Raw genomic sequence first — 26,818 nt, 5'->3', positions numbered from 1 at the left:
CTTAGGCTACGCTCGTGTCGGTCAAAAATCGATCATAGCCTTCGTTCTCTAGGCGATCTGCAAGGTCGGGGCCGCCCTCTTCAGCAACGCGGCCGTCAACGAAAACGTGCACGAAGTCCGGTTTGATGTACCGCAAAATGCGGGTGTAATGAGTAATCAGGAGCAAGCCGAGGCCGGTCGACTCATGTGCGCGGTTCACACCCTCAGAAACGGTCTTGAGAGCGTCAACGTCGAGCCCTGAGTCGGTTTCGTCCAAAATTGCGAAGCGTGGCTTCAGAAGTTCAAGCTGCAAAATCTCGTTACGCTTCTTCTCTCCACCGGAGAAGCCCTCGTTGACATTGCGGTCAGAGAAGGCCTTGTCCATGCGCAGGGCCTTCATGGAGGAGTTAACTTCTTTGATCCACGGGCGGAGCGCGGGCGCCTCGCCGCTCAGCGCCGTTTTTGCGGTGCGAAGGAAGTCGGCAACCTTGACCCCAGGAATTTCTACGGGGTACTGCATAGCCAAGAAGAGACCTGCACGGGCACGCGCATCAATGCTCATGTCGAGAACCTCTTCACCGTCGAGCGTTACCGACCCGCTCTCGACGTGGTACTTGGGGTGTCCCGCGATTGTGTAGGCAAGAGTGGACTTTCCCGAACCATTTGGTCCCATGATCGCGTGGATCTCGCCCTGGTTGATCGTGAGGTTGACACCCTTGAGGATGTTTTTGGTACCCTGCTCGGTTTCGACACTTACGTGCAAATCTTTAACTGACAATACTAACATTGGTTTCTTTCCTTAATGGTCTCGTGAGGAGGGCGTTTAGCCCTCGATGGCGACGGTCTTCTCGGGGTCGATGTGGACCCCGCCGTCGTCGTCGATCTTCACTACAAAGACCGGTACAGGTTCATAGGCAGGCAGGCTCAATGGCTTTCCGGTGTCGAGGGAAAACAGCGAACCGTGTGCCCAGCACTCGATCGCACCGTCTTCAACAAACCCTTCGGCGAGCGAAATATCTCCGTGGGTGCAGGTGTCGCCAATGGCGTGCACCTCTCCGGCGGAGTCTTTAACAATGGCGATCGCGGTGCCCTCGAGCTCCACCCGGTAGGCCTTGTTCGGCTCCAGTTCGTCGACTGCACAGACACGCTGAGCGGTCACGAGAGGGTTCCTTCCAACTCAGATTCGATAGCTGACGTGAGACGAGCCTCTAGTTGCACGTCACCGACTTTTTGCACAATCTCGGCGAGGAACCCAATAACTACTAGTCGACGAGCTTCTACTTCGGTAATTCCCCGAGCCTGCAGGTAAAAGAGCTGCTCGTCGTCAAAGCGACCAGTTGCGCTCGCGTGACCTGCACCCTGGATATCACCCGTCTCAATTTCGAGGTTCGGGATCGAATCCGCGCGGGTACCTTCGGTGAGAACCAGATTGCGGTTCTGTTCGTAGCTGTCGGTGCCCGCACCCTCGCGTCCGATGAGTACATCGCCCACCCAAACGGTGCGCGCGCCTTCACCCTGAAGCGCACCCTTGTAGTTCACACGGCCGCGCGTATTCGCTGCCTTATGGTGCATGTAGACGCGCTGTTCAAGGTGCTGACCCTTGTCTGCGAAGTACAGGCCGTTGAGCTCACCGTCGGAGCCTTCTCCAGAGAGGTGCACGGAGGGGTTGACTCGAACAACTTTGCCACCGAGCGACACGATCGTGTGCTTGAGGTGCGCATCGCGGCCAACCTGCACGAAGTGGCTTGCAAGGTGGATAGCGTCGTCGTTCCAGTCCTGAACGTTCACAACGTTGAGGGTGGCACCCTCTTCGACGACGATTTCAACATTCTCACTGAGAAGGGCTTCGCCAGACGATTCGATGATGATCGTGCTGTTGCTGTGCGGTCGCGCGGTGATAATTGTGTGAGCTCCGCGTGCTGCACTTCCGAGCTCCGTGCGAGTCAAGCGCAGTGTTACGTGCTCTTCGCCGGTAACGGTGATTGCCAGCGCCTGCTCGAAGTTTGTCCACGCATTTGCGGATGCCCGCTCTTCAGGAGCACCGGCAGACGCGATTCGCTTGTCTTCCCGAGAAATCCATTCCACGACTACGCCGTCGGGCGCGTCCACTTCGAACGGGTAATTCGCACCATTGAGGGCATCATCAAGCAGAGGCTTAATGAGCTTTACTGGCGTGAGCTTCCACTCAGCTTCTATTCCGGTTACCGGAGCAAAATCCGCGTGCTCAAACGACTTGGGGCGCGCGGAACGCGTCTGAACCGGAACGAAGTTCTTGTCTTCGGCATCCCATCCACCATCGCTGTGAGCTTTGAGTCCATGTTGTTCTGGTGTAACGACGGTCATTTAGCCGACGGATCCTTCCATGCTCAGTTCGATGAGCTTATTGAGTTCGAAGGCATACTCCATGGGCAGTTCGCGCGCAATGGGTTCGATGAATCCTCGAACGATCATCGCCATCGCTTCGTCTTCTTCCATTCCACGTGACTGGAGGTAGAAGAGTTGCTCGGCGCTCACCTTCGAAACGGTTGCTTCGTGGCCCAGTTGAACATCATCGACTCGAATATCAATCGACGGGTACGTGTCTGACCGTGAAATTGTGTCTACTAAGAGTGCGTCACAGCGCACGGTATTGGCGGCGTGATGAGCTTTCTCATCCACACGCACTTCGCCCCGATAGCCGGCACGTCCTCCGCCTCGAGCAACTGACTTCGAGACAATCGACGACGTTGTGTATGGCGCCATGTGAATCATCTTTGCGCCAGCGTCCTGGTGCTGACCGGGGCCGGCGAACGCGACTGAGAGGGTTTCTCCCTTCGCGTGCTCGCCGACGAGGTAGATCGACGGATATTTCATGGTCACCTTGGAGCCGATGTTTCCATCGATCCACTCCATGGTTGCGCCTTCATGGGCGATGGCGCGTTTGGTCACCAAGTTGTAAACGTTGTTTGACCAGTTTTGAATCGTCGTGTAACGAACGCGGGCGTTCTTTTTCACGATGATTTCGACGACGGCGGAGTGAAGCGAGTCGGATTTGTAGATCGGAGCTGTGCATCCCTCGATGTAGTGAACGTATGAGCCCTCGTCAGCAATGATCAGTGTGCGCTCAAACTGGCCCATGTTCTCCGTGTTGATGCGGAAGTAAGCCTGCAGGGGAATCTCGACGTGAACGCCCTTAGGAACGTAAACGAATGAGCCACCCGACCAGACTGCGGTGTTCAAGGCGGCAAACTTGTTGTCTCCAGCGGGGATCACCGCGCCAAAGTACTCGTCGAAGAACTCGGGGTGCTCGCGCAGAGCAGTGTCGGTGTCCATGAAAATGACACCCTTTGCTTCCAGCTCCGCATTGATCGAATGGAAGACGACTTCAGACTCGTACTGAGCGGCAACGCCGGAGACGAGACGATTGCGCTCTGCCTCGGGGATGCCCAACTTTTCGTAGGTGTCCCGAATGTCGGCGGGGAGGTCTTCCCAAGTTTGAGCTTGCTTCTCCGTGGAACGAACAAAGTATTTGATGTTGTCGAAGTCAATACCGGAGAGGTCTGCACCCCATTTTGGCATTGGCTTGCGGCCGAAGAGTTCTAGACCCTTGAGACGCTTCTTCAGCATCGATTCGGGCTCGTTCTTCAGCGTTGAGATGTCGCGGACGACTTCTTCGTTGATGCCCCGTCGTGCAGAGGCTCCCGCAACGTCGGAGTCGGCCCAGCCGAACTCGTACTGGCCTAAGCCGTTGAGTTCCGGACGATCAATCAGCACGTCGGACATTGGTACCTCGTTTCTTACCCCTATCAACCAAGGTGGCTGCTTTGGCATTCCGTGACACAGCACTTTGCCGGGATTATTTCATGAGGTTCACATACGCGGTGGCGAAAAAACTCCGCCGGCGAACTTAGACTGAAACAGGACAAGCAAGGCATCACCTCGCTGTCATCATTGACTTCCCGGCATGGGCTGTGTTCCTGAACACGAACCATTCTACAGGCAGAAGCCCGAAATAACAGGAGGTGCGGCTGTGAACGCCGTTATCGCACGATTGCCCCAGTCTGTGAGCGCGCGGGTGCGTTTTTTTGCAGTAACTTCACTGGTGATCCAGATTCTGATCGTTGCCACGGGTGGCGCCGTGCGCCTCACCGGCTCGGGACTTGGATGCCCGACCTGGCCGCTGTGCACCGACGCCTCGCTAGTGGCCACTCCTGAGATGGGGTTGCACGGTGCGATTGAGTTCGGCAACCGTTTGTTGTCAATCCTTGTTGGGTTTGTCGCAATACTGATGGTCCTGATGCTCGTCCGTCTGCGGCGCGAGCGTCGTGACCTAATGTCACTCGCACTTATCATTCTGGGCGGCACCGTTCTCCAGGGGCTCATCGGTGGCCTCTCGGTGCGCGTGCAACTGGACCCGAGCATCGTCGGAGTCCATTTCGCTATCTCGGCCATTCTCGTTGCTGTAAGCGCTGCGCTTGTCTATAAGGTGTGGACAGGTCCCCTAGGCGTGCAACGGGAGGTCTCGCGTCCCATCGTCATTCTTACCCACGTGACGAGCCTCTTGGTCGGGGTGACCGTGGTCGCCGGAATTCTCACAACCGGAGCTGGCCCGCATGCTGGCGACGATGGGTCCGCTCGCAATGGACTTGATGCCAATATTTTGCAACACGTCCACAGCTGGCCCGGCTACGCACTAATTGCGGCAACTCTTCTGCTTGTGGTTATTCTTGTGATCAAAGGTCACCGCAGAATCATGAATTTTGCGATTCTTCTGCTTGCACTCGAGATTGTTCAAGCTCTTGTTGGCGTCATTCAGTCTCGGACCGGACTACCGATTCTGCTGGTCGGGATCCATATGGTCATTGCCTGCGCTATCGCTGCAGCAATGACCGTTGTCGTGCTTTCGCTGCGGTCAACAACAGACACGCAAGAGCGGTCGGTCATCTCTGATGAAGCGGTAGCTGTCCGCTAACCTGTGGATCTGCCCCTAGAACGGGAGAAGCGGGTCAATACCGACCGCGAGGAAGACGAGCGTCAGATAGCTGATCGAGCTGTGGAAGACACGCATCGCCTTGACCTCGCCATGGCGAATCGCCGTCGCATACAGGTGGTGCGACTCAATGATGAACCAGGCGCCGCTCGCAGCAGCGACAACGGTGTAGACAATACCCATGTCTGCCACGGGAATAAGTAGCAACGAACACACCACTGTCGCCCAGGCATACAAGATGACCTGCAGGCCGACGGCAGCACGGCCACGCACAACTGCGAGCATCGGAACACCCACCGATTGGTATTCCGCGCGGTATTTCATTGAGAGTGGCCAATAGTGCGGGGGCGTCCAGAGGAACACGATAACGAAGAGAACGAACGCGGCCCATGACAGGTCTCCTGTGACTGCAGCCCATCCGATGAGAACAGGCATGCAGCCGGCGATGCCGCCCCAAATAATGTTCTGTGGCGTTCGACGTTTGAGTAACAGTGTGTAGACAAAGACGTAGAAGAGAATCGCGAAAAGCGACAAACCAGCAGCAAGCCAATTGGTAAGCAATCCAAGCCAAACGACCGAACCTACACCGGAGAGCCAGGCGAAAATGAGCGCTTCCCGGTCGGTCAACTCCCCAGTGACGAGAGGTCGATTCTTCGTACGCGCCATCACACGATCAATGTCACGGTCGATGTAGCAATTAAATGCGTTTGCCGACGACGCACTGAGAATTCCCCCGACGAGCGTAGCTAATACCAACCAGAGGTTCGGGATTCCGTTCGCGGCAAGCACCATCACGGGTACGGTCGTGACGAGCAGAAGCTCAATGACGCGGGGTTTTGTGAGCGCGACGTACGCGCGAACCTTGCGGAGGATGCCGATGCGTTCGTGCTGCGTTCGGGCTTCCATAGTGACATCCATACCTACGATTCTAAGCCGCTGCAGAATTTGCGCCGACCGTGAACGTAGCAAGGCGGCGTTCACCTGCTCGGTTCCCTATACTTGGGGTGCCCGCCTGTCGGTGGCCACACCCTTCTGCTGCGTTCGCGCAGCTGGGTAGATCCACTGACCGAGCCAATGATGTCGCGTGGCGGGTTGTTCATGTGCCCCAATCGTTCGCGGTAGGGCACTTCGCTTGCAGAAGGGTCATTATTCTCATGGCAGCTTTTCACTGGGATCACATCGACAACAAAGCAGTAGATACTGCTCGAATTCTTGCGGCTGATGCTGTCGAGAAGGTAGGTAACGGACATCCCGGAACCGCGATGAGTTTGGCGCCAGCCGCCTATCTTCTCTTTCAGAAAGTGATGCGTCGCGACCCAAGCGACGACAAGTGGTTGGGGCGCGATCGCTTCATTCTCTCCGTAGGCCACAGCTCGCTTACTCAGTACGTGCAGTTGTACCTCGGCGGCTACGGACTCGAGCTCGATGACCTCAAGGCGCTTCGCACCTGGGGCTCTCTCACCCCTGGCCACCCGGAGTACGGCCATACTAAGGGCGTCGAGATCACAACCGGGCCTCTCGGACAGGGAATCGCCTCATCCGTTGGCTTCGCCTACGCGGCTCGCTATGAGCGCGGGCTCTTTGATCCCGAGGCCGAAGCAGGGCAGAGCCCCTTCGACCATTTCATCTACGTGATTGCTGGTGATGGCGACCTGCAGGAGGGCGTCTCCTCAGAAGCATCCTCGCTCGCCGGTCACCAACAGCTTGGCAACTTGATTGCCATCTACGACAGCAATCAGATTTCGATCGAGGACGACACCAACATCGCCTTTACCGAGGATGTTCACAAGCGCTACGAAGCGTACAACTGGCATGTTCAAGTTGTCGACTGGAAGAAGACCGGCGAATACGTCGAAGACGTCGAAGCACTTAATGCGGCTATTGAAGATGCGAAGGCAGTTACCGATCAGCCGTCGCTCATCATCCTGCGCACGATCATCGGTTGGCCTGCACCCCATAAGCAGAACACGGGCAAGATCCACGGATCGGCACTTGGTGCAGACGAACTCGCTGCAACTAAGCGAGTCCTCGGCTTCGACCCTGAGCAGAGCTTCGTCGTCGACCCTGACGTCATCGACCATACGCGCAAGGCCGTGACGCGCGGCAAGCAGCAGCGCGAGGAATGGACTAAGAGTTTCGATCAGTGGAGTGCAACAAATCCAGAGCGCAAGCAGCTTCTTGATCGGGTTCTTTCGGGCAAACTTCCCGAGGGCATCGAGGAAGCACTGCCTGAATTCGAGGCAGGCAAGGATGTTTCCACTCGCGCCGCAAGTGGGAAGGTGCTCGGGGCCCTCGGCGCGATCATCCCCGAGCTATGGGGCGGCTCGGCCGACCTCGCAGAATCGAACCTCACGACCATCGCCGGTGCTGCCTCATTCATCCCTAGCGAGCATTCGACCGGAGAGTGGAGCGGCAACGAATACGGACGTGTGCTGCACTTCGGCATCCGTGAGCACGCCATGGGCGCGATCATCAATGGCATTGTTCTGCACGGAAACACCCGCGCGTTCGGCGGCACGTTCCTCATATTCAGCGACTACATGCGTCCGGCGGTGCGTTTGGCCGCACTCATGGCGGTGCCGTCAATCTTTGTCTGGACCCATGATTCGGTTGCGCTCGGAGAAGATGGCCCTACTCACCAGCCAATCGAGCAGCTCGCAAGCCTCCGCATGATTCCGGGTCTCGATGTTGTTCGTCCCGCTGACGCAAATGAAACGGCCTGGGCCTGGAAAACGATTCTTGAGCGCCACAATGGCCCTGCAGGAATCGCACTCACGCGCCAGAACGTTCCCGTATTCGAGCGTGGTGACGCAGAGGCCAGCGGTGACACATTCGCTGCGGCCTCGAATGTCGCTCGTGGAGCGTATGTGCTCGCCGAGGCACGAAATGGTGATCCCGATGTAATCCTTATCGCTACGGGCTCTGAAGTTCAGCTTGCAGTGGAAGCGCGTGAGGCGCTTGCCGCCGACGGCATTAACGCCCGCGTCGTTTCTGCTCCCAGCCTCGAGTGGTTTGAAGAGCAGTCAGAGGAATACCGAGAGTCAGTATTGCCTTCTACAGTGCGTGCACGAGTATCCGTCGAGGCAGGCCTTTCGGTTGGATGGCGTAACTATGTTGGCGACGCTGGCCGCAGTGTCTCGATCGAACACTTCGGCGCTTCTGCCGACTACAAGACTCTGTTCCGCAAGTTTGGCATCACCACCGAGGCCGTAGTGGCCGCCGCACGCGATTCTTTGGATGCCGTCTAGGCATTTCGAAAAAGGAGACAAGAATGACAAACGAAACACCCACCACTGCACTCTCGAATCTCGGAGTGAGTATTTGGCTTGACGATCTGTCGCGCGAACGCATCAACTCGGGAGGCTTGGAGTCGCTGATCGAGTCTCGCAACGTTGTTGGCGTCACAACCAACCCCACAATCTTCGCGTCGGCTTTGGCCAAGGGCGAAGCGTACGACGAACAGGTTGCTGGTCTTGCTGCTGCAGGCAAGACGGTGACTGAAGCTGTATTCGAGATCACTACCGACGATGTTGCTTCCGCTAGCGACATTTTCCGCCCCGTGTACGACGCGACCGGCGGTCGCGATGGCCGGGTGTCGATCGAGGTGGAGCCAGGGCTCGCACACGATGCCGCAGGCACCATTGCCCAGGCACAGCAGTTGTGGGCAAAGGTTGCCCGCGAGAACGCGATGATCAAGATCCCCGCGACCGTTGAGGGCCTTGAAGCGATCACAGAGACCATTGCTGCTGGCATCAGCGTCAACGTCACACTTATTTTCAGCCTCGCGCGCCACCGCGACGTCATTGAGGCTTACCTGATTGGACTCGAGAAGGCGCAGGCCGCCGGTCATGATCTCTCGAAGATCCACTCGGTTGCGTCATTCTTCGTGTCACGTGTAGATACTGAGATCGACAAGCGTCTCGACGCTATCGGTACCGACGATGCCAAGTCGCTCAAGAGCAAGGCGGGTGTCGCTAACGCTCGCCTCGCATATCAGGTATACAACGCCGCTTTCTCGACTGAGCGCGCTCGGGCATTGATTGCCGCTGGCGCCAACAAGCAGCGCCCCCTGTGGGCTTCGACCGGCGTGAAGGACCCGAGCCTGCCCGACACCTTGTACGTCACGGAGCTCGCGGTCGGAGAAACGGTAAACACCATGCCCGAGAAGACCCTCGAGGCAACCTTCGATCACGGGGTAATTTCTGGCGAACAGGTAACTGCAAACTACGACGCAGCAAACATCACCTTGGACGCATTGAACGCTTTGGGGATCTCGTACGACGAAGTCACCGAGTTGCTCGAAAAAGAGGGCGTCGAGAAGTTCATCGTCTCGTGGAACGAACTGCTCGATACTGTTTCGGCAGCGCTTGAGGCCGCAAAATGAGTGTCAAGCTCGCCGTTTCTGGTGCTGCGGCCGAAGCTGTGGAAAGAATCGTTCCGCAGCTCGTCAACGATCTGGTTGCCAGCCGCATCACTGGCGGCGACGCCACACTGTGGGGCCCAGAGGCTGAAGAAGAGTCCGCAAAGCGACTCGGGTGGGTTGAGGCCGTTTCCGTCGGCCGCCCGCTTGTCCACGACATTTATGTGCTTCGAGACAAGCTTCGCTCGGATGGCGTCAATCACTTTGTTCTCGGCGGGATGGGCGGCTCTTCGCTCGCCCCCGAGGTGATCACGCGCACCTATGGCGTCGAACTCACCGTGTTGGACTCCACCGATCCCGCTCAGGTGCTGAGCGCTCTCGGCGACCGTTTAGCAACTACTGCCGTGATCATTTCGTCAAAATCCGGCTCCACCCTTGAGACAGACTCTCAGAAACGCATCTACGAAAAGTACTTCACTGATGCCGGAATCGACCCGCGTGAACGAATCGTAATTGTGACTGATCCTGGTTCGCCGATGGACGTCGCTGCTCGCGAAACTGGCTACCGCGTATTCAATGCAGATCCCAACGTGGGTGGTCGCTATTCTGCGCTGACCGCATTCGGTCTCGTACCGTCTGGTCTCGCTGGCGTCGACCTCAACGAGCTTCTGGATGAGGCAGAAGCCGTGATGGTTGAACTTGCCGTTGATGAGCGACACAATCCTGGGTTGATCCTAGGCGCAGCAATCGCCGGAACTGACCCGCTCAAAGATAAGCTCGGCATTGTCACCGATGGCACACACATTCTTGGTTTCGGCGATTGGGCAGAGCAGCTTATTGCCGAGTCAACGGGCAAGCTGGGCAAGGGACTCCTTCCCGTTGTTCTAAAAACCGATTCCCCCGAGATTGCAGAAGAACTCGACGACCTGCAGATTGTCCGTTTGGTTGGTGACTGGGACGACACAAAAGAGGTTGTTGACGGAGAAATCGAGATTGCGGGTTCGCTTGGCGGACAACTTCTCCTGTGGGAATACGCGACAGTAGTCGCGGGGCGGATCCTCGGAATCAACCCGTTTGACCAGCCGGATGTTGAAGCAGCCAAGGTTGCCGCTCGAGAGCTTATCGACAACCCCGTTCCGCCTAAGGCCCCCGCATTCACTGTCGGAGACATCGAGGTCCGCGGCGCTGACGACATCGTGGGCGATAGCAGCGACCTTGCCGGAGTGATCTCATCACTTTTTTCGTACCTCGATGATGACGGTTATGTTGCGATTCAGGCCTACGCCGACCGCATCGCGTATCCCGAGTTGGCTGAGATCCGTGAACGTGCGGCTGCACGGACCAAGCGCCCCGTCACCTTCGGGTGGGGTCCTCGCTTCTTGCACTCCACGGGACAATTCCACAAGGGTGGCCCCGCAATTGGTGTGTTCCTACAGATCATTACGGTCGAAGATACCGATCTTCACATCCCTGACCGTCCATTCACATTCGGACAATTCATCCGCGCACAGGCAGCCGGCGACGCCAGTGTTCTTGCCGAACACGGTCGACCAGTATTGAGTTTGACGGTCACGAACCCCAAAGTTTCGTTGCCATTGCTGCTCAACGCGATCGGATAGCTGCCGCACTCTAGTGCTGCACACAGAGGAGAAGCATGTCCCCCGTTGAAATCAGCGCCGACTTTAACCCACTGCGGTTGAGTTCTGACCGCAGGCTCAACCGCATAGCTGGCCCAAGTGGGCTCGTGATATTCGGCGTAACCGGCGACCTTTCGCGTAAAAAACTGATGCCTGCGGTCTACGATCTTGCCAATCGGGGGCTGCTTCCCCCAGGTTTCGCACTCGTCGGTTTTGCGCGACGCGAATGGGAAAATCAAGATTTCGAGAAGGTCGTCCACGACGCAGTCAAGCAGTATGCGCGAACGCCTTTCGACGAAGATGTGTGGAAGCAACTAGCGCAGGGCATCCGCTTCGTTCAAGGTGAATTTGACGACGCGGACGCTTTCGAACGCTTAAAGTCAACGCTTAATGAGCTCGATATCGAACGCGGAACGATGGGCAACCACGCGTTCTACCTGTCGATTCCACCGAAGTCGTTTCCTCAGGTCACCGAACAACTTCGCAACTCGGGCCTCGCCAAGCAAAGCGACGGGCAATGGCGTCGAGTCGTTATCGAGAAGCCCTTCGGTAGCGACCTGAAGACTGCTCGTGAGCTCAACGATGTCGTGGAGTCCGTTTTCCCCCCCGACAGCGTTTTCCGCATTGACCACTACCTCGGCAAAGAAACGGTGCAGAATATTCTGGCGCTACGCTTTGCCAATCAGCTCTACGAACCCCTGTGGAACTCACACCACGTCGATCATGTGCAAATCACGATGGCTGAAGACATCGGGGTTGGTGGCCGTGCCGGCTACTACGACGGCATCGGCGCTGCCCGCGACGTCATCCAGAATCATCTCCTGCAGCTTCTTGCCCTCACAGCTATGGAGGAGCCGGTCTCGTTCGATCCCGCTGACCTGCGCGCTGAGAAGGAGAAAGTGCTCTCGGCAGTTCGGCTGCCACAAAATCTCTCCACGCACACCGCCAGAGGCCAGTACGCGGGCGGCTGGCAGGGCGGAGAGAAGGTCGACGGCTTCCTCGAAGAAGAGGGTATGAACCCAGATTCGACCACGGAAACGTATGCAGCGATTCGGCTCGACATCGGAACGCGACGCTGGGCAGGGGTGCCGTTCTACCTGCGAGCAGGCAAGCGCCTAGGGCGCCGTGTCACCGAGATTGCCGTCGTGTTCAAGCGCGCGCCACAGTACCTTTTTGAAGAGAGTCGCACATCAGCCCTCGGGCAGAACGCCCTCGTAATTCGTGTGCAGCCCGATGAGGGTGTGACGATTCGCTTCGGATCTAAGGTGCCCGGTGCAGAAATGCACGTGCGTGACGTCACGATGGACTTCGGATACGGTCACGCGTTCACCGAAGCGAGTCCTGAAGCATATGAGCGACTCATCCTTGATGTGCTGCTTGGCGACCCTCCGCTCTTCCCGCGACATGAAGAGGTCGAATTGAGCTGGAAAATTCTGGATCCTATCGAGGAGTTCTGGGAAACTCAGGGAGCGCCCGAGCAGTATCGGCCCGGAACTTGGGGTCCACAGTCTGCGGATGACCTCATGGAGCGCGATGGACGAGTGTGGAGACGACCATGATCGTAGATTTGCCGAACACAACTTCGGCCAAGATTTCGAAGGCGCTCGTTCGGATCCGTGAGGATGGCGGCGCCGTCGCGCTTGGCCGTGTGCTAACACTGGTGATCGCCACTGAAATGGGCAACGAAGAAGAAGCAATCGCCGCAGCCAACGATGCCTCACGCGAGCACCCGATGCGTGTGCTGGTCGTCTCGACAAATACCTCCACAACCACGCGCGACGACGAGCCGCGTGTTGATGCGCAAATTCGAGTCGGCGGCGATGCTGGAGCGAGCGAGGTCATTGTTGTCACAGCCCACGGAGACGCCGCTCTCGATCAGGAGAGTCTGGTAACAGGGTTGCTGCTGCCTGACGCTCCCGTTGTGGCCTGGTGGCCCGGTGAGGCTCCTGCGAACGCGTCAGAGTCTCCCCTCGGCCGCATCGCTCAGCGACGGATTACCGATGCAGCTGCTAGCGCTAATCCGCTCGAAGCAATGCACCGGATGTGCAGAACGTATGTGCCCGGAGACACCGACTTTGCGTGGACCAGATTGACACTATGGCGTGCCCAGCTCGCGGCAGTACTCGATCAGCCTCCTTACGAGTCGATCACCGCGGTCTCTGTCAGTGGCGCTGCGGACTCGCCCTCGACGCTGCTGCTCGCGGCCTGGCTGCAGATGCAGCTCGAAGTCGCGGTGTCTCTGCACGTCACCGACGGCTCTCCCGTGCCCACCGGAATTCACTCGGTAGTTCTCGAGCGCAAGTCGGGCACGATTCGGTTGGAGCGCAACGCCGCCAGCATTGCTACGTTGACGCAGCCCGATCAGCCGGTCCATGACATCTCGATGCCTCGACGAAGCCTGAGGGATTGCCTGGCTGAAGAATTGCGACGCCTTGACCCCGACAGCCTCTTCGGCGACGTCGTGCGCAGAGGGGTAAGCGAGATCACTGGCGCGCACGATGGTGCCTCAACGAAAGCGAAAATTAAGTGAGCAACGAGCGACGAGCGATAGTCCATTCGACCAAGCCAGAGCTGGCCAAGGCCGTAGCAAAGCGGTTTCTCTCGAAGGTTCCACACATCATCTCAGAGTTCGATGAAGCGACTGTGGTGCTCACCGGTGGGACAATGGGCCAAGCAGTCCTTGAAGCGATCAACGGTTCCCCCAAGCGTGACGCGGTCGACTGGTCGCGGGTCAACTTCTGGTGGGGCGACGAGCGGTGGTTGCCTGCGGGCGACGCTGAGCGCAACGATGTGCAAGCACGAGAGGCATTGCTTGACCACGTGGCAGTAGACCCCGCACGAGTCCATCCCTTTGCCTCATCAGATGCCGGGGTTAGCCTGGATGACGCGGCAGAGTCCTACACGCAAGAGTTGTTGAGCCACGCCGCACGTTCTGGCAAGTACCCCAATTTCGACATCGTTTTTCTCGGTGTCGGGCCCGACGGACATATCGCGTCCCTCTTCCCCGAACGCGAAGGAATTCGGGAGACGGAACGCACGGTCATCGCAGTTCGCAACTCCCCCAAGCCACCGATCGAGCGACTCAGCTTGACCCTGCCGGTGCTCAACTCATCAGTGCGCATCTGGGCTGTGGTTGCCGGTAGCGACAAGGCATCGGCTCTGGGCCTGACGTTAGCCGGAGCCAGCTACAACGAGGTGCCGGCCGCAGGGCTTGAGGGGCGCCGTAAGACTCTGTTCTTTGTGGACTCGGATGCCGCGGCACAGGTTCCCGACTCCCTGATCGATCCAGGAGAGTTCTGGACGAGCGCAGACTCGACCGACGAACACTAGCCACGCGTTAACTCAGTGAGTGGCCGCAACCGATTCGGTTGGGGCCACTCACTCGAAGTTTTTTACAACAAGCGCAATCCGTTAGGAACCAGCTGTTCCTCGACGAGTGCGCAGCTGCACGAGTGCTTCTTCAAGCAATTCAGCTGCCTCGTCGTCACTACGGCGCTCTTTTACATAGGCAAGATGAGTCTTGTATGGCTCGAGCTTTGCCACCGAAGGAGGGTTCTCCTTATCGCGGCCAGCAGGAAGCCCGGACGACGGGCAATCTATCGTCTCGGGGATCTCCTCGTCGGGAAGGTTGGCCGCAAAGAAACGCACCGTCTCATTGCCCAACGCATCCCAGTAGGAAACCTGAATGCGCTCGGCATGAAAGCCACGATCTTGTTCGCCCATGGGACCCGCGCCAACGCGCGATCCGCGAATTGCACTACCGCCTGATGCCACTATGTTCCCTTGTCTCGTGAGGCTGGAGGTTATTTACGCGCCGTCAAACTTGGTGATGAGTCCAAGAACAACGATGCAGCTGATCCACACGACTCCGAGGATCACCGTGATGCGGTTCAAGTTGCGTTCAGCAACACCCGATGCACCGAGGTTGGACGTTACTCCCCCACCGAACATATCGGAGAGGCCTCCACCGCGACCACGGTGAAGCAAGATAAGAAGTGTGAGCAACAAGCTCGTAATACCGAGCAAGACCTGCAACACAACCTGGAGAATTTCCACAAAGAACCTTTCGAACAGGCCGTACAGGCCTCGAACAGTATAACGTCTAGGTGCCGACGTGCTTGGAGAAGCGCGAAATGCTGGCAAATTCAGCAACATCGAGACTCGCGCCGCCGACAAGAGCACCATCAATATTGGGCTCTCGCATCAAGCTAGCAATGTTCGTCGACTTTACCGAACCGCCGTAGAGAATCCGAGTCGCCGCTGCAACATCATCACCGAGCACTTCCGCTAAGGTCTCACGAAGCCGGCCAGCAACCTGTTCAGCCTGCTCGGGCGTTGCCGCCTTTCCCGAGCCGATTGCCCAAACAGGTTCGTAGGCCACGACAATCTCGGGCGAACCAGAGATGCCCGCCAGTCCAGCCCTGAGCTGCGCTACTGGCACAGCGCTAGGACCATGCTGTTCGAGGTCGTCAGCAGTTTCACCGACGCAAAGTACTGGAATCACACCGTGCTTAAGCGCCGCCGCAACCTTGCGCGATAGCTGTTCGTCATTCTCCCCGTGCATCGTGCGACGCTCTGAGTGGCCCACCAATACGTAGCGGCAGTTGAGCGCGGCAAGGAATGCCCCCGAGATTTCGCCCGTGAACGCACCAGACTCGTGCTCCGAAAGGTCTTGACCACCGAAACGGACGTCAAGCTTGTCTGCCGCAACGAGCGTCTGCACCGACCGGAGATCAGTAAAGGGTGGGAACACAGCTACTTCGGCGCCCGCGACACCAAAATCATGATGTGCATCGTTAAGCGTCCAGGCGAGCTTCTGTACGAAGGCGATCGACTGGAGATGGTCAAGATTCATCTTCCAGTTGCCCGCGATCAGGGGAACACGCTTCAAATTTGCCATCCGAGGACCTCCAGTCCGGGGAGCGGCTTACCTTCGAGGAACTCAAGGCTCGCTCCACCACCCGTAGAAATGTGACCAAATTGGTCGTCGTCAAAACCTAGTGCTCGAACGGCAGCAGCAGAGTCGCCTCCACCGACTACTCCGAATCCTTCAGTCTCAGTCAATGCCTTGGCGATCGCTAATGTTCCAGCAGCAAACGCGGGGAATTCAAAAACGCCCATGGGGCCATTCCAGAACACCGTCCTAGATGCTCGAATGACATCGGCAAATCGTGCTGCGGTTTCGGGGCCGATATCGAGGCCAATTCCAGCGGAACCAAACTTAGTGCTCTCGATCTGATCGGCAGCCGTCACAACGTGGGCGGCATCAGGACCGAACGACTCGGCTACGACGACATCGGAGGGGAGAATGATCTCGACACCGAGCTCCTTCGCCTGCGCGAGATATTTCGTGACCGTCTCAAGCTGATCTGTCTCGAGCAAGCTCGCACCAACTTTGTGCCCCTGAGCGGCCAGGAAGGTGAAGAGCATCCCCCCACCGACGAGGAGTGAATCTACGCGTGGGAGAAGGGATCCGATGACATCGAGCTTGTCGGATACCTTGGACCCGCCTAGTACCACCGTGTACGGTCGCTCAGGCGTTACCGTCAAGCGTTCGAGAACGTCGAGTTCGGTCTCGATAAGCAATCCGGCTGCGCTGGGCAAAATTTTTGCTAGTTCGAAAACGCTAGCTTGCTTGCGGTGAACGACACCGAAACCGTCAGAGACGAACGCGTCGCCAAAGCGAGCGAGTTTGCTAGCAAACTCTTCGCGTTTCGTCTCTGACTTGGATGTTTCACCTGAATTGAATCTCAGATTCTCTAGTAGCGCTACGCCGCAGTCTTCGAGCTCGGCAACGGCTTGCTCTGCCGCGTGACCAACGCTGTCCTTGGCGAACACGACAGCCTTACCGAGAAGCTCCGAAAGCCGCTGTGCGACCGGTTCCAAGCTGTACTGCGCATCTGGTTCGCCATTGGGCCGGCCCAAGTGCGACACGATAACGACACGTGCACCCTCGTTAATGAGCGCGTTAAGGGTCGGCAGCGAAGCGCGAATTCTGCCATCGTCCGTAATTCGGCCGTCTTTGAGAGGCACGTTCAGGTCGCAACGCACGATGACGCGCTTACCACGGAGATCCGATAGCGCGGAAAGAGTTCTGAGGCTCATATTCGTCGCGGGCTAGAGACGTTCGCCGACGTACTCTGCGATGTCTACGAGGCGGTTGGAGTATCCCCACTCGTTGTCGTACCACGACGCAACCTTGACCTGGTTACCGATGACCTTGGTGAGTCCCGCGTCAAAGATCGACGAGTGGGGGTCGCCAACGATGTCGCTGGATACGATCTCGTCTTCGGTGTACTTGAGGATGCCCTTAAGCGGACCCTCAGCAGCAGCCTTGTACGCGGCATTGACCTGTTCGACGGTCACCTCAGATGACGTTGTGATCGTGAGGTCGGTGATCGATCCCGTGATCACGGGAACGCGCAAGGCGTAGCCATCCAACTTTCCGACCAGCTCAGGAATTACCACGCCCAGCGCCTTGGCCGCACCAGTCGACGTGGGGATCACGTTCTGTGCGGCGGCGCGAGCCCGTCGTAGATCCCTGTGTGGCCCGTCCTGAAGGTTCTGGTCTGCGGTGTATGCGTGAACCGTCGTCATGAATCCGGTGTCGATGCCGAAGTTGTCCATGAATACCTTTGCCAACGGCGCAAGGCAGTTGGTAGTACACGACGCGTTCGAGATGATGTGGTGCACGGCGGGGTCGTAGTCTCCCTCGTTAACTCCGAGGACCACAGTTGCGACGCCATCGCCCGTTGCAGGAGCCGAAACAATAACCTTTTTGGCACCCGCAGCAATGTGCTGAGAAGCATCAACAGACTTAGTGAAGTGGCCGGTTGACTCGATCACAATGTCAACGCCCAAATCGCCCCAAGGCAGGTTCGAGGGGTCACGCTCGGCGAACACCTTTATTGCCGTGCCGTCAACGACGATCTGCTCGTCGTCAAAGGTAACTTCAGCGTCTAGCCGACCCGTGATGGTGTCGTACTTGAGGAGATGAGCGAGAGTTTTGTTGTCCGTGAGGTCATTGACGGCAACGATTTCAATGTTGCTGTCCTTGGCCATAGCCGCTCGAAAAAAGTTGCGACCAATGCGACCGAAACCATTAATACCGATTTTTACGCTCACTGTTGCTCCAGAAAATCAGGCGTCTACGACGCGTCGTGCTGTAGTGGTGGGGTAATGCATTTAGCGGAGACAGGGCTAAAGCCGGGGCCTAACCCGGCCACGATGCCGCTACGAGAGTAGCAGGAGACCGTTTGTCTTCGAGCGCGCTGCGCTGAAGCGGTCGTGGACGTTAGCCCAGTCAACGATGTTCCAGAACGCCTTGACATAGTCAGCACGCACGTTCTTGTAGTCAAGGTAGTACGCGTGCTCCCAGACATCGAGCATCAACAGCGGCACGATGCCGGCAGGAAGGTTGCCCTGCTGGTCGAAGAACTGAACGATGATGAGGCGTTCTCCCATGGAGTCCCATGCCAGAACGGCCCAGCCTGAACCCTGCACTCCCATTGCTGTTGCAGTGAAGTGCGCGGTGAACTTATCGAACGATCCGAAGTGGTCGTTGATCGCGCTCTCGAGGTCACCCGTCGGCTTGTCTCCACCATTAGGCGACATATTTGTCCAAAAGACAGAGTGATTGACATGTCCACCGAGGTTGAAGGCGAGGTCTTTCTCAAGCTTGTTGACGTTTGAAAGATCTCCAGAGTCACGGGCTTCAGCCAGACCCGCGATTGCGGCATTTGCACCGGTGACGTATGCCTGATGGTGCTTGCTGTGGTGCAGCTCCATGATTGTGGCGCTGATGCTTGGCTCAAGCGCCGAGTAGTCGTATGAAAGTTCGGGAAGGGTGTATTCAGCCATCGGAAATCCTCCTAGAATCTTGAAGCCTGCGGGGCTGGCAAGCACAAGCAGGCGATTACTTCCAGTCTAACCACGTGCATACGACACTCGTGTCGCATGCATCGAACGCTAAGCTTCCTCCAACTCGGTGGGCAGGTTTGCTTCAGTTCCTGGTACTCCGAGGTCGCTGGCTCGCTTATCTGCCATTGCAAGCAGTCGTCGAATGCGCCCGGCAACAGCATCCTTGGTCATCGGCGGGTCGGCATGGTGGCCAAGCTCGTCGAGACTTGAATCGCGGTGGCTCAACCGCAGTTCGCCCGCGTACCGAAGATGCTTGGGCACGTCGTCACCCAAAATTTCAAGCGCACGTTCGACTCGCGAACACGCAGCGACCGCAGCCTGCGCGGATCGGCGCAGATTCGCGTCATCGAAGTTCACCAATCGATTTGCTGTCGCTCGTACTTCGCGACGCTGACGCAGTTCGTTCCAGCTAACAACCGTGGTTTGCGCCCCCATGATGGTGAGCATTGCGCTGATGGCCTCACCGTCGCGGACAACAACTCGGTGCACACCGCGCACCTCGCGCGCTTTTGCAGCTACACGCAGACGGCCTGCTGCGCCGACAAGCGCCATTGCTGCTTCGTTGCCCGGGCAGATGACCTCGAGAGCAGCGGAACGCCCAGGATCGGTGAGTGATCCGGCAGCCAGAAACGCACCGCGCCAGACGGCAGCGAGTTCACCTCGACCACCGGTAGTCACGCGGTTGGGTAGCCCACGAATCGGTCGGCGTCGAGCATCCAAAAGTCCCGTCTGGCGGGCGAGGGTCTCTCCCCCCTCAAGAACGCGAACCAAAAGATTGTTTGAGCGGCGACCCCCAGAAGATGCCACACGCGACACTTCAGAGCGCACGCCGTAGAGCTCGGCGATGTCACGTCGCACCCGACGCGCGAGAATCTCAGTCTCCAATTCAGACTCGACGGCGATGCGTCCCGAAATCAGGTGCAATCCGCCCGAGAAGCGCAAAATTGTCGCTAGTTCAGCCGCGCGCTCGGTGGTCTTGCCCAACTGAATTCGTGCCAGTTCGTCTTTTACTTCAGCAGTTAATGCCACTAACTGGCCTTCCTTCCACGATGGTGGTCTTCATGGACGAGCAATCTACTCTCGTCCGCGATCCCGATGTTTAATGCTGACGGCTACTCCGGGCAATCCACTCAGAATGGCCGACAGTTCTTCTGCGACTGCGACTGACCGATGTTTGCCACCGGTACAACCGATCGCGATCGTTGCGTGTCGTTTATTCTCGCGCTGATACCCGGCGAAAACTGGTTCAAGAGCTCGTGCGTAGTCTGCAATGAACTCTTGCGCTCCGGTTGCCCCGACCACGTATGCGCGCACTCGTTCATCAAGTCCGTCAAGCGCTTTGAGTTCAGGTACCCAAAAAGGATTGGGCAAGAACCTGCAGTCAGCAACCATATCGGCGTCTGCTGGAAGGCCATACTTAAATCCGAAGCTCTCAATAGTAATACGCAAACCGGCATCGTTCTCCGCAGAAAACTTCTCGATGATGGTTGTTGCAAGCTGGTGGATGTTGAGATCAGTCGTGTCGATGATGATGTCGCTGCTAGCACGAATCTCAGCCATTCGAGTGCGCTCCGCGGCAATCCCATCGAGCGGAGTGCCCTCCTCTTGAAGGGGATGCGGCCGCCGCACTTGCTCGAAGCGACGAACCAACGCCGCGTCCTCAGCATCAAGGAACAGCACTCTGAGCGACGTCGATCCCCGCAACGATTCAATCGCCTCTTGCGCGTCAGAGAAAAGTTTTCCCCCGCGCACGTCGATAACGGCGGCTACGCGGGGAAGGGAATCTCCTGCGCGGTGCGCTAAGTCGACTAAAGGAAGAAGCATTTGGGGTGGGAGGTTGTCGACGACATACCAACCGAGGTCTTCGAGAGCGTTGCCAACAGTTGATCGCCCTGCACCTGACATGCCGGTAACGATGAGCATCTCTTGCTGTTCGGTAGCGGGTTTCATGGTGTGCTCAGACTACCTGAGGTCTGGTTGGCCCAGCTTCTCGATGATTGCTTCCGCGGTCGAAGCTCCGATCCCGGGGACTTCGATGATCTCCACAGCAGAGGCCGCGCGGAGTCGGGCTACAGACCCAAAATGCTGAAGAAGAGCCTTGATCCGCGATGGTCCTAGCCCCGGCACTGTCGCAAGAACTGACGAAACATCTTTCGAACGCCGCTGTCGCTGGTGGGTGATCGCGAAGCGGTGAGCTTCATCTCGCAGTCGTTGGATCAGAAAAAGCGCATCGCTGTTGCGAGGAAGGATGACGGGAAAGTCTGAGTTGGGCAGCCAGATCTCTTCGAGCCGTTTCGCGATTCCGGCGAGCTGGATACCCGAGACTCCAGATTCTTCAAGCGCCCTTTGAGCAGCGGAAACCTGAGGCTGGCCCCCATCGACAAGAAGCAATTGCGGTGGATACGCGAATTTCGTCGTCGCCGCGGGTAGCTCGTGAGACTCACCCTGCTCGGCACCGTCGGCGTCGGACGCCGCGGCGGCAGCATCGGGGACCGTTGCACCCGCCGCAAGATAGGCGAGCCGGCGCTTGAGCACTTGGTAAATGGAGTCCGTATCGTCAGTGGTTTCCGCGATGTTGAACCGTCGATAGTGTTGTTTCTTCGGCAAGCCGTCCTCGAACACCACCATCGAGGCGACGACGTTAGTTCCTGACAAATGCGAGACATCGAAACACTCCATGCGGAGTGGGGCTTCAGACATACCCAGCGCCTCTTGAATATCGGCAAGTGCCTGAGAGCGTGCGACGAAATCACCACTGCGCTTTGACTTGTAGAGCATCAACGCATTTTTGGCGTTTGTCTCGACCGTCTGTGCGAGTGCAGCCTTCTCCCCCCGCTTAGCCACATGCAAGCGCACTCGAGCGCCCAAGCCCCTGCGTTGCGCCAACCACTCCTCAAGTGCTGTGCTGTCCTCGGGCAATGCCGGTACCAAAACGTCCCGTGGAGGGGACGTATCGTCGTAAGCATTCTGAAGCACAGACTCCACTAGGCCACCGAGATCGACGTCGAGCTCTTTGTCTACAACCCAGCCCCGCACCCCACGGATTCGACCACCACGTACAACGAACTGTTGCACTGCGGCAGCGAGTTCGTCATGCGCGATACCGAAAAAGTCTGCATCGACATCTTCCGATAAGACTATTTGATTCTTCGCGAGTGCTGTCTCCATCGCACCGATCTGATCCCGATACCGCGCGGCCGACTCGTAGTCTTGAGTAGCTGCGGCGTGAGTCATACGCTCACGGATCGAGTTGAGCATCCGCGAGTCATTGCCTGCCATGAACGAGGCAAAGTCGACGGCAATCGACTTGTGTTCTTCGAGCGTCACTCGGCCCACACAGGGGGCCGCACACTTTCCGATATCACCAAGGAGGCATGGACGCCCCGTCTGTTGCGCTCGCTTGTATACGGATTGTGAGCAGCTGCGCATGGGGAATGCCTTGAGCATGACATCCACGGTGTCTCGAATCGCCCACGCTCGAGAATAGGGACCAAAGTAACGAGCATTCGGCAAATTGCGGTTGCGAGTCACCAACACGCGAGGAACTGCGTCGCCCATAGTGAGAGCGAGATAGGGATAAGACTTGTCGTCCTTATATTGGACGTTGAATGGCGGGTCGAATTCCTTGATCCACGTGTATTCCAGCTGCAGTGCTTCGAAATCGTTGCCGACGATCGTCCACTCAACGTTGGTAGCGGAGAGCACCATTCTGCGAGTTCGCTCGTGCAGCGAAGACAATGGCGCAAAATAGTTGCTCAGGCGAGAACGCAAATTTTTCGCTTTGCCGACATAGAGAACCCGCTTGCGATCATCGGTGAACCGATAGACGCCAGGCTCTGAAGGAATGTCACCGGCGCGGGGACGCCAACTGACGGTCTTTGTCATCCTGTTTCCCTTCGCGCTTCGAGACCGGCTCTGCGCCAGATACAGTCATCACACTAGACAACTGTTCTTTTGCTAGACACGATTGCCGCTAAGAACCTCTGCGAGGAACTGACCAGTGTGGCTATCTTTCACCTTCGCAAGCTTCTCCGGCGTGCCCGTGAACAGGAGCTCACCACCCCCAGCGCCACCTTCAGGCCCAAGATCGATGAGCCAATCTGCAGACTTAATCACATCCAGATTGTGTTCAATCACAATCACTGTGTTTCCCTTGTCTACCAAACCGTTGAGAACCAAAAGCAGCTTGCGGACATCCTCGAAATGCAAGCCCGTTGTTGGTTCATCAAGTACGTAAATGCTGCGCCCCATCGATCGCTTCTGTAGCTCTGTAGCGAGCTTTACGCGCTGGGCTTCGCCACCAGAGAGTGTGGTTGCACTCTGACCGAGACGCACATAGCCGAGTCCCACCTCTTCAAGTGTCTTGAGGTAGCGATGGATGCTTGAGATCGCCTCAAAGAACTCAGCGGCTTCGCTGATGGGCATGTCGAGTACTTCAGCGATATTCTTTGATTTGTACTTGACGGCAAGCGTGTCGCGGTTGTAACGAGCGCCCCCACACACCTCGCAGGCGACGTATACGTCGGGTAGAAAGTTCATTTCAATCTTGATAGTGCCATCGCCTGAGCAGTTCTCGCAGCGGCCACCCTTCACGTTGAAGCTAAAGCGGCCGGGAAGGTAGCCGCGTGCCTTCGCATCTCCAGTTTCAGAGAAAAGCGTGCGGATCTTGTCGAATACTCCCGTGTACGTTGCGGGGTTTGACCGAGGAGTGCGCCCGATCGGATTCTGGTCAACGTGCACAACCTTGTCGAGGTTCTCAAGACCAGTAACCCGAGTGTGCTTTCCCGGGATTTGCCGGGCACCATTGAGTTCGTTCGCGAGCACTTTGTAGAGGATGTCGTTGACCAGGCTCGACTTGCCCGACCCACTGACTCCGGTGACGGCGGTAAACGTTCCGAGTGGGAACTTCACTGTCACATTTTGTAGATTGTTTGCTTTCGCACCCTCGACAGTAATCTGACGTTCACGGTCTACCGGTCGACGTTTTTTGGGCGTCTCAATCGCTTTGCGTCCCGACAAATAGTCAGCGGTAATCGACTTGGTGTTCTTCAGCAGGTCAACGTACGAACCGGAGTGAACGACCTCACCGCCATGCTCCCCTGCGCCCGGCCCGATATCGACGATCCAGTCTGCTGTTCGAATAGTGTCTTCGTCGTGCTCAACGACAATGAGCGTGTTACCGAGGTTTTTCAGCTTGACGAGCGTTTCGATCAATCGACGATTGTCACGCTGGTGGAGGCCGATGCTTGGCTCATCCAGCACGTAGAGAACGCCAGTGAGACCGGAACCAATTTGGGTCGCGAGCCGGATGCGCTGCGCTTCGCCACCGCTCAAAGTTGCCGCCGCGCGAGCAAGATTGAGATAGCTCAATCCGACCTCGACGAGGAACTCAAGTCGAAGGCGAATCTCTCGCAGCACCTGAGCTGCGATGCGAGCATCGCGCTCGGAGAGGGTGATGCGATTCATAAAATCGTAGGCATCGATGAGGCTCAGCTCACAAATGTCAGAAATGTTGCGGTCAGCGACAGTCACGGCGAGCACTTCTGGTTTGAGTCGCTTTCCGTGGCACACCGGACACGGAATCTCACGCAAATAAGCCGCATGCCGTTGGCGCTGTACGTCAGTCTCAGCTTCGAGATATTTGCGCTCGATGTAGGGAATTACCCCCTCGAATCCGGTCGAATACTTCATCTCCCGACCGAAGCGATTCTTCCACTTGACGGAAACTTTGAAATTGTTGCCCGTGAGAATTGCGTCACGAGCATCTTCAGGCAATTCTCCCCACGGTGTGTCAAGAGAGAAGTCCAGATCCTGCGCTAAGCCACCGAGGAGTTTCTCGAAGTAGTTGTAGAGGCCCTTTCCAGAGTTAGTCCACGGCAGGATTGCCCCCTCTGACAAGCTGACCGAATCGTCGGCGATGAGAAGATCTGCATCGATCGACATGCGAGTACCCAGACCAGAGCATTCCGGGCAAGCCCCGAAAGGAGCATTAAAAGAGAACGTTCGCGGTTCGATTTCGGTGAGTTGGATGGGGTGATTGTTCGGACAAGACAATTTCTCGGAGAATGAGCGCCAGGCAGCATCTCCCTCTTCGTCAACAAAGTTGATGGCAACGGTGCCGTCAGTAAGTCGGAGTGCCGTTTCAAGGGAATCAGTAAGACGCGTGAGAATGTCGTCATTGGCAACAAGCCGATCTACGACAACAGAAATATCATGCTTGTACTGCTTTTTAAGCTTGGGCGGGTCGCTCAACTGCGCGACGACGCCGTCGACGATCGCTCGTGAGTATCCACCAGATGCGAGCTCGGCGAAGAGGTCGACAAATTCACCCTTCTTCTGCGAGACAACCGGGCTGACTACCTGGTAGCGGGTGCCGCTCTCTAACTTCATGAGCTGGTCCGCGATTTGTTGAACTGATTGACGTTCAATCTTCTCGCCACAGACAGCACAGTGTGGCACGCCGATACGTGCCCACAAGAGACGCATGTAGTCGTAGATTTCTGTGATCGTTCCCACGGTGGAACGAGGGTTGCGGTTCGTCGACTTCTGGTCGATGGAAACAGCCGGGCTAAGTCCTTCGATGAAGTCGACATCAGGGCGGTCAACCTGTCCGAGAAACTGACGGGCGTACGCGGAAAGCGACTCAACGTAGCGGCGCTGACCTTCAGCAAAGATTGTGTCGAACGCGAGGCTCGATTTGCCAGAACCAGAAAGCCCGGTGAAGACGACGAGAGAATCGCGGGGTATTTCGAGGTCTACATTCTTAAGATTGTGAACTCGAGCGCCGCGGACGCTGAGGTGAGAATTGGGGATCGACTGTGCAGTAGTCACTCTTACTATTCTACGGAGACCACTGACATTGCCTGAACGTTTGCCCGATGCGCGCGATAATAGACATATGCATATCGTCCATGTGACCAGTTTCTTTTCTGCGTCGGCGCTTTCGCCGTCGAGCGCAGTTCGAACACGCGGTATCGCCTATCGAGCCGCGGGCCACGAATTCTCCGTTATCGTGCCAGGAACGGTCGCATCAGTGGCCTGGACTGAGTACGGAACTGTCGTTACTGTTCCCGCACGCGGGGCAGCGCTGCGGAGGGGATTCGTCCGGATCCCATTCGCCATTCGTCGCGCACTCGATCGGTTAGTTCCTGACCGCTTAGAAGTTGCTGATCGACTCAGCTTTCGTCAGCTTGGAGTCTGGGCCAGAGAGAACCACGTGCCTGCGGTGTTGTTCGCCGACGATGTGGCCGCAGACTTGGCCACCAATAAGTCTTGGGAAAACTACGATCGTGTGGTGTGTGGCATCCACAGCGCAACGTTCACGCCTGCACAGTGCGCTTCCGCAAATATAGTGATGATGCGGCCAGTGGTAGACCTCGAGATTTTTACCCCACTGCGGCACAACTCAACTCTCCGTGACACCAGCGGTGCAGATCTCATTGTGGTGTGCGCTGCCCCCCTCACCGCTGCAGGGTCGGTGTCGCTAGCGATTGATGCGATTCGAGAACTCACTGACGACGGCACAGATGTTCATCTCGTGGTCCTTGGCGACGGACCCTTGCGTTCTCGCCTTGAGCGAAGCGCGCACGGACTCCCCGTACAGTTTTTGAGTGCCCGTGGTCTCTCGCTCTCTGAACGCTCTGAAGTTTTTGCAACCGCCGACTTTGCTCTTGTGACTGTCGATGGCAGTGCCGGCCACGCTGTAGCGATAGAGGCTTTAGCATCCGGTACGCCGGTAATAATGACCGGAAGCACTGATCACAGCTTTGACTTTCGTGATGGTAGCGGTGTGACTACGGACGCTGACCCGGCTCAGATTGTGCACGCGGTTGCGGTGTTCAGCGAGAAATCGGTAGAGAGCCGTCGACGAGCAGCTCGAGAGACCGCGCTGGCTTTCGACGCGATGCCGGTGTCGCGAGCAATGGTTGAGCTTCACGAATCACTCGCGTGAGA

Annotated in this window: 23 protein-coding genes; 8 read left to right on the top strand and 15 right to left on the bottom strand. The window is 57.2% G+C overall.

Features of this window, described 5'->3' with window-relative positions; genetic code table 11:
• Position 1: 1 nt before the first annotated feature.
• Genes sufC through sufB form a run of 4 tightly spaced genes read right to left on the bottom strand, consistent with a single transcriptional unit; the run spans position 2 to position 3,741 of the window.
• A complete protein-coding gene (sufC, locus tag AADH44_RS06550; RefSeq protein ID WP_341951880.1) occupies positions 2 to 766 on the bottom strand; it encodes a Fe-S cluster assembly ATPase SufC in 765 nt (254 codons plus the stop codon).
• A 36-nt stretch (positions 767 to 802) separates the two neighbouring features.
• Positions 803 to 1,138, bottom strand: coding sequence for a non-heme iron oxygenase ferredoxin subunit (locus tag AADH44_RS06545; protein WP_341951879.1), 336 nt, complete (start codon positions 1,136 to 1,138; stop codon positions 803 to 805).
• Complete coding sequence (sufD, locus tag AADH44_RS06540) at positions 1,135 to 2,322, bottom strand: Fe-S cluster assembly protein SufD (protein WP_341951878.1); 1,188 nt, start codon at positions 2,320 to 2,322, stop codon at positions 1,135 to 1,137. The genes AADH44_RS06545 and sufD overlap by 4 nt, the downstream gene beginning before the upstream one ends.
• Positions 2,323 to 3,741, bottom strand: coding sequence for a Fe-S cluster assembly protein SufB (sufB, locus tag AADH44_RS06535; protein WP_341951877.1), 1,419 nt, complete (start codon positions 3,739 to 3,741; stop codon positions 2,323 to 2,325). It abuts the gene before it with no gap.
• Between the two features lie 247 nt (positions 3,742 to 3,988).
• Between sufB and AADH44_RS06530 the strand changes: the two genes are divergently transcribed.
• Complete coding sequence (locus tag AADH44_RS06530) at positions 3,989 to 4,930, top strand: COX15/CtaA family protein (RefSeq protein WP_341951876.1); 942 nt, start codon at positions 3,989 to 3,991, stop codon at positions 4,928 to 4,930.
• A 15-nt stretch (positions 4,931 to 4,945) separates the two neighbouring features.
• On the opposite strand, the gene AADH44_RS06525 is transcribed toward AADH44_RS06530, so the two are convergent.
• Positions 4,946 to 5,866 carry a heme o synthase gene (locus AADH44_RS06525; protein WP_341951875.1) on the bottom strand — a complete coding sequence of 307 codons (921 nt, stop codon included), beginning with the start codon at positions 5,864 to 5,866 and terminating at the stop codon, positions 4,946 to 4,948.
• A gap of 236 nt (positions 5,867 to 6,102) precedes the next feature.
• Here AADH44_RS06525 and tkt point away from each other — a divergent pair, with 236 nt between their 5' ends.
• From tkt to pgl, 6 genes are read left to right on the top strand one after another with little or no spacing between them, the layout of a single operon-like run.
• Positions 6,103 to 8,196, top strand: a complete 2,094-nt coding sequence (gene tkt, locus AADH44_RS06520; RefSeq protein WP_341954889.1) for a transketolase — start codon at positions 6,103 to 6,105, stop codon at positions 8,194 to 8,196.
• Between the two features lie 23 nt (positions 8,197 to 8,219).
• Positions 8,220 to 9,332, top strand: coding sequence for a transaldolase (gene tal, locus AADH44_RS06515; protein WP_341954887.1), 1,113 nt, complete (start codon positions 8,220 to 8,222; stop codon positions 9,330 to 9,332).
• Complete coding sequence (locus AADH44_RS06510; protein ID WP_341954885.1) at positions 9,329 to 10,927, top strand: glucose-6-phosphate isomerase; 1,599 nt, start codon at positions 9,329 to 9,331, stop codon at positions 10,925 to 10,927. The genes tal and AADH44_RS06510 overlap by 4 nt, the downstream gene beginning before the upstream one ends.
• A 35-nt stretch (positions 10,928 to 10,962) precedes the next feature.
• Positions 10,963 to 12,504 (top strand): glucose-6-phosphate dehydrogenase, encoded by a 1,542-nt coding sequence (gene zwf, locus AADH44_RS06505; RefSeq protein WP_341954883.1) that lies wholly within the window; start codon positions 10,963 to 10,965, stop codon positions 12,502 to 12,504.
• Positions 12,501 to 13,475, top strand: coding sequence for a glucose-6-phosphate dehydrogenase assembly protein OpcA (locus AADH44_RS06500; protein ID WP_341954881.1), 975 nt, complete (start codon positions 12,501 to 12,503; stop codon positions 13,473 to 13,475). Before zwf ends, AADH44_RS06500 begins: the two co-directional genes overlap by 4 nt.
• Complete coding sequence (gene pgl, locus AADH44_RS06495) at positions 13,472 to 14,275, top strand: 6-phosphogluconolactonase (protein ID WP_341954879.1); 804 nt, start codon at positions 13,472 to 13,474, stop codon at positions 14,273 to 14,275. Before AADH44_RS06500 ends, pgl begins: the two co-directional genes overlap by 4 nt.
• Before the next feature lie 81 nt (positions 14,276 to 14,356).
• On the opposite strand, the gene AADH44_RS06490 is transcribed toward pgl, so the two are convergent.
• From AADH44_RS06490 to uvrA, 10 genes are all read right to left on the bottom strand, one after another.
• Positions 14,357 to 14,719, bottom strand: coding sequence for an RNA polymerase-binding protein RbpA (locus AADH44_RS06490; RefSeq protein ID WP_341954877.1), 363 nt, complete (start codon positions 14,717 to 14,719; stop codon positions 14,357 to 14,359).
• 33 nt (positions 14,720 to 14,752) lie between these two features.
• Positions 14,753 to 15,001, bottom strand: coding sequence for a preprotein translocase subunit SecG (gene secG / locus AADH44_RS06485; protein ID WP_010202547.1), 249 nt, complete (start codon positions 14,999 to 15,001; stop codon positions 14,753 to 14,755).
• A 46-nt stretch (positions 15,002 to 15,047) separates the two neighbouring features.
• Positions 15,048 to 15,845 (bottom strand): triose-phosphate isomerase, encoded by a 798-nt coding sequence (gene tpiA / locus AADH44_RS06480; RefSeq protein ID WP_341954875.1) that lies wholly within the window; start codon positions 15,843 to 15,845, stop codon positions 15,048 to 15,050.
• Positions 15,833 to 17,050, bottom strand: a complete 1,218-nt coding sequence (locus AADH44_RS06475; RefSeq protein WP_341954873.1) for a phosphoglycerate kinase — start codon at positions 17,048 to 17,050, stop codon at positions 15,833 to 15,835. Before AADH44_RS06475 ends, tpiA begins: the two co-directional genes overlap by 13 nt.
• 12 nt (positions 17,051 to 17,062) lie before the next feature.
• A complete protein-coding gene (gene gap, locus AADH44_RS06470) occupies positions 17,063 to 18,070 on the bottom strand; it encodes a type I glyceraldehyde-3-phosphate dehydrogenase (protein WP_341954870.1) in 1,008 nt (335 codons plus the stop codon).
• Positions 18,071 to 18,178: 108 nt separating this feature from the next.
• Positions 18,179 to 18,805, bottom strand: coding sequence for a superoxide dismutase (locus AADH44_RS06465; protein WP_341954868.1), 627 nt, complete (start codon positions 18,803 to 18,805; stop codon positions 18,179 to 18,181).
• Between the two features lie 108 nt (positions 18,806 to 18,913).
• A complete protein-coding gene (gene whiA / locus AADH44_RS06460) occupies positions 18,914 to 19,894 on the bottom strand; it encodes a DNA-binding protein WhiA (RefSeq protein WP_341954867.1) in 981 nt (326 codons plus the stop codon).
• A 45-nt stretch (positions 19,895 to 19,939) separates the two neighbouring features.
• Positions 19,940 to 20,815 (bottom strand): RNase adapter RapZ, encoded by an 876-nt coding sequence (rapZ, locus tag AADH44_RS06455; RefSeq protein WP_341954866.1) that lies wholly within the window; start codon positions 20,813 to 20,815, stop codon positions 19,940 to 19,942.
• Between the two features lie 12 nt (positions 20,816 to 20,827).
• Positions 20,828 to 22,750: an excinuclease ABC subunit UvrC gene (gene uvrC / locus AADH44_RS06450; RefSeq protein WP_341954865.1), complete on the bottom strand. Its 1,923-nt coding sequence runs from the start codon at positions 22,748 to 22,750 to the stop codon at positions 20,828 to 20,830.
• 72 nt (positions 22,751 to 22,822) lie between these two features.
• On the bottom strand, positions 22,823 to 25,696 hold the full coding sequence (gene uvrA, locus AADH44_RS06445) for an excinuclease ABC subunit UvrA (RefSeq protein ID WP_341954863.1): 2,874 nt from the start codon (positions 25,694 to 25,696) through the stop codon (positions 22,823 to 22,825).
• A gap of 67 nt (positions 25,697 to 25,763) precedes the next feature.
• Between uvrA and AADH44_RS06440 the strand changes: the two genes are divergently transcribed.
• Positions 25,764 to 26,816, top strand: a complete 1,053-nt coding sequence (locus tag AADH44_RS06440; RefSeq protein ID WP_341954861.1) for a glycosyltransferase — start codon at positions 25,764 to 25,766, stop codon at positions 26,814 to 26,816.
• Positions 26,817 to 26,818: the final 2 nt, after the last annotated feature.

Source organism: Salinibacterium sp. TMP30 (assembly GCF_038397785.1).
Taxonomy (GTDB): Bacteria; Actinomycetota; Actinomycetes; order Actinomycetales; family Microbacteriaceae; genus Rhodoglobus.
Note: the sequence above shows the minus strand (reverse complement) of the source record. Positions and strands in the feature narration are given on the sequence as shown.

Bases quoted from the DNA above. Each gene is read 5' to 3' on its own strand.
- sufC (WP_341951880.1), bottom strand. From the start codon at position 766: ATGTTAGTATTGTCAGTTAAAGATTTGCACGTAAGTGTCGAAACCGAG.
- sufD (WP_341951878.1), bottom strand. From the start codon at position 2,322: ATGACCGTCGTTACACCAGAACAACATGGACTCAAAGCTCACAGCGAT.
- sufB (WP_341951877.1), bottom strand. From the start codon at position 3,741: ATGTCCGACGTGCTGATTGATCGTCCGGAACTCAACGGCTTAGGCCAG.
- AADH44_RS06525 (WP_341951875.1), bottom strand. From the start codon at position 5,866: ATGGATGTCACTATGGAAGCCCGAACGCAGCACGAACGCATCGGCATC.
- tkt (WP_341954889.1), top strand. From the start codon at position 6,103: ATGGCAGCTTTTCACTGGGATCACATCGACAACAAAGCAGTAGATACT.
- tal (WP_341954887.1), top strand. From the start codon at position 8,220: ATGACAAACGAAACACCCACCACTGCACTCTCGAATCTCGGAGTGAGT.
- AADH44_RS06510 (WP_341954885.1), top strand. From the start codon at position 9,329: ATGAGTGTCAAGCTCGCCGTTTCTGGTGCTGCGGCCGAAGCTGTGGAA.
- zwf (WP_341954883.1), top strand. From the start codon at position 10,963: ATGTCCCCCGTTGAAATCAGCGCCGACTTTAACCCACTGCGGTTGAGT.
- AADH44_RS06500 (WP_341954881.1), top strand. From the start codon at position 12,501: ATGATCGTAGATTTGCCGAACACAACTTCGGCCAAGATTTCGAAGGCG.
- tpiA (WP_341954875.1), bottom strand. From the start codon at position 15,845: ATGGCAAATTTGAAGCGTGTTCCCCTGATCGCGGGCAACTGGAAGATG.
- AADH44_RS06475 (WP_341954873.1), bottom strand. From the start codon at position 17,050: ATGAGCCTCAGAACTCTTTCCGCGCTATCGGATCTCCGTGGTAAGCGC.
- AADH44_RS06465 (WP_341954868.1), bottom strand. From the start codon at position 18,805: ATGGCTGAATACACCCTTCCCGAACTTTCATACGACTACTCGGCGCTT.
- rapZ (WP_341954866.1), bottom strand. From the start codon at position 20,815: ATGAAACCCGCTACCGAACAGCAAGAGATGCTCATCGTTACCGGCATG.
- uvrC (WP_341954865.1), bottom strand. From the start codon at position 22,750: ATGACAAAGACCGTCAGTTGGCGTCCCCGCGCCGGTGACATTCCTTCA.
- AADH44_RS06440 (WP_341954861.1), top strand. From the start codon at position 25,764: ATGCATATCGTCCATGTGACCAGTTTCTTTTCTGCGTCGGCGCTTTCG.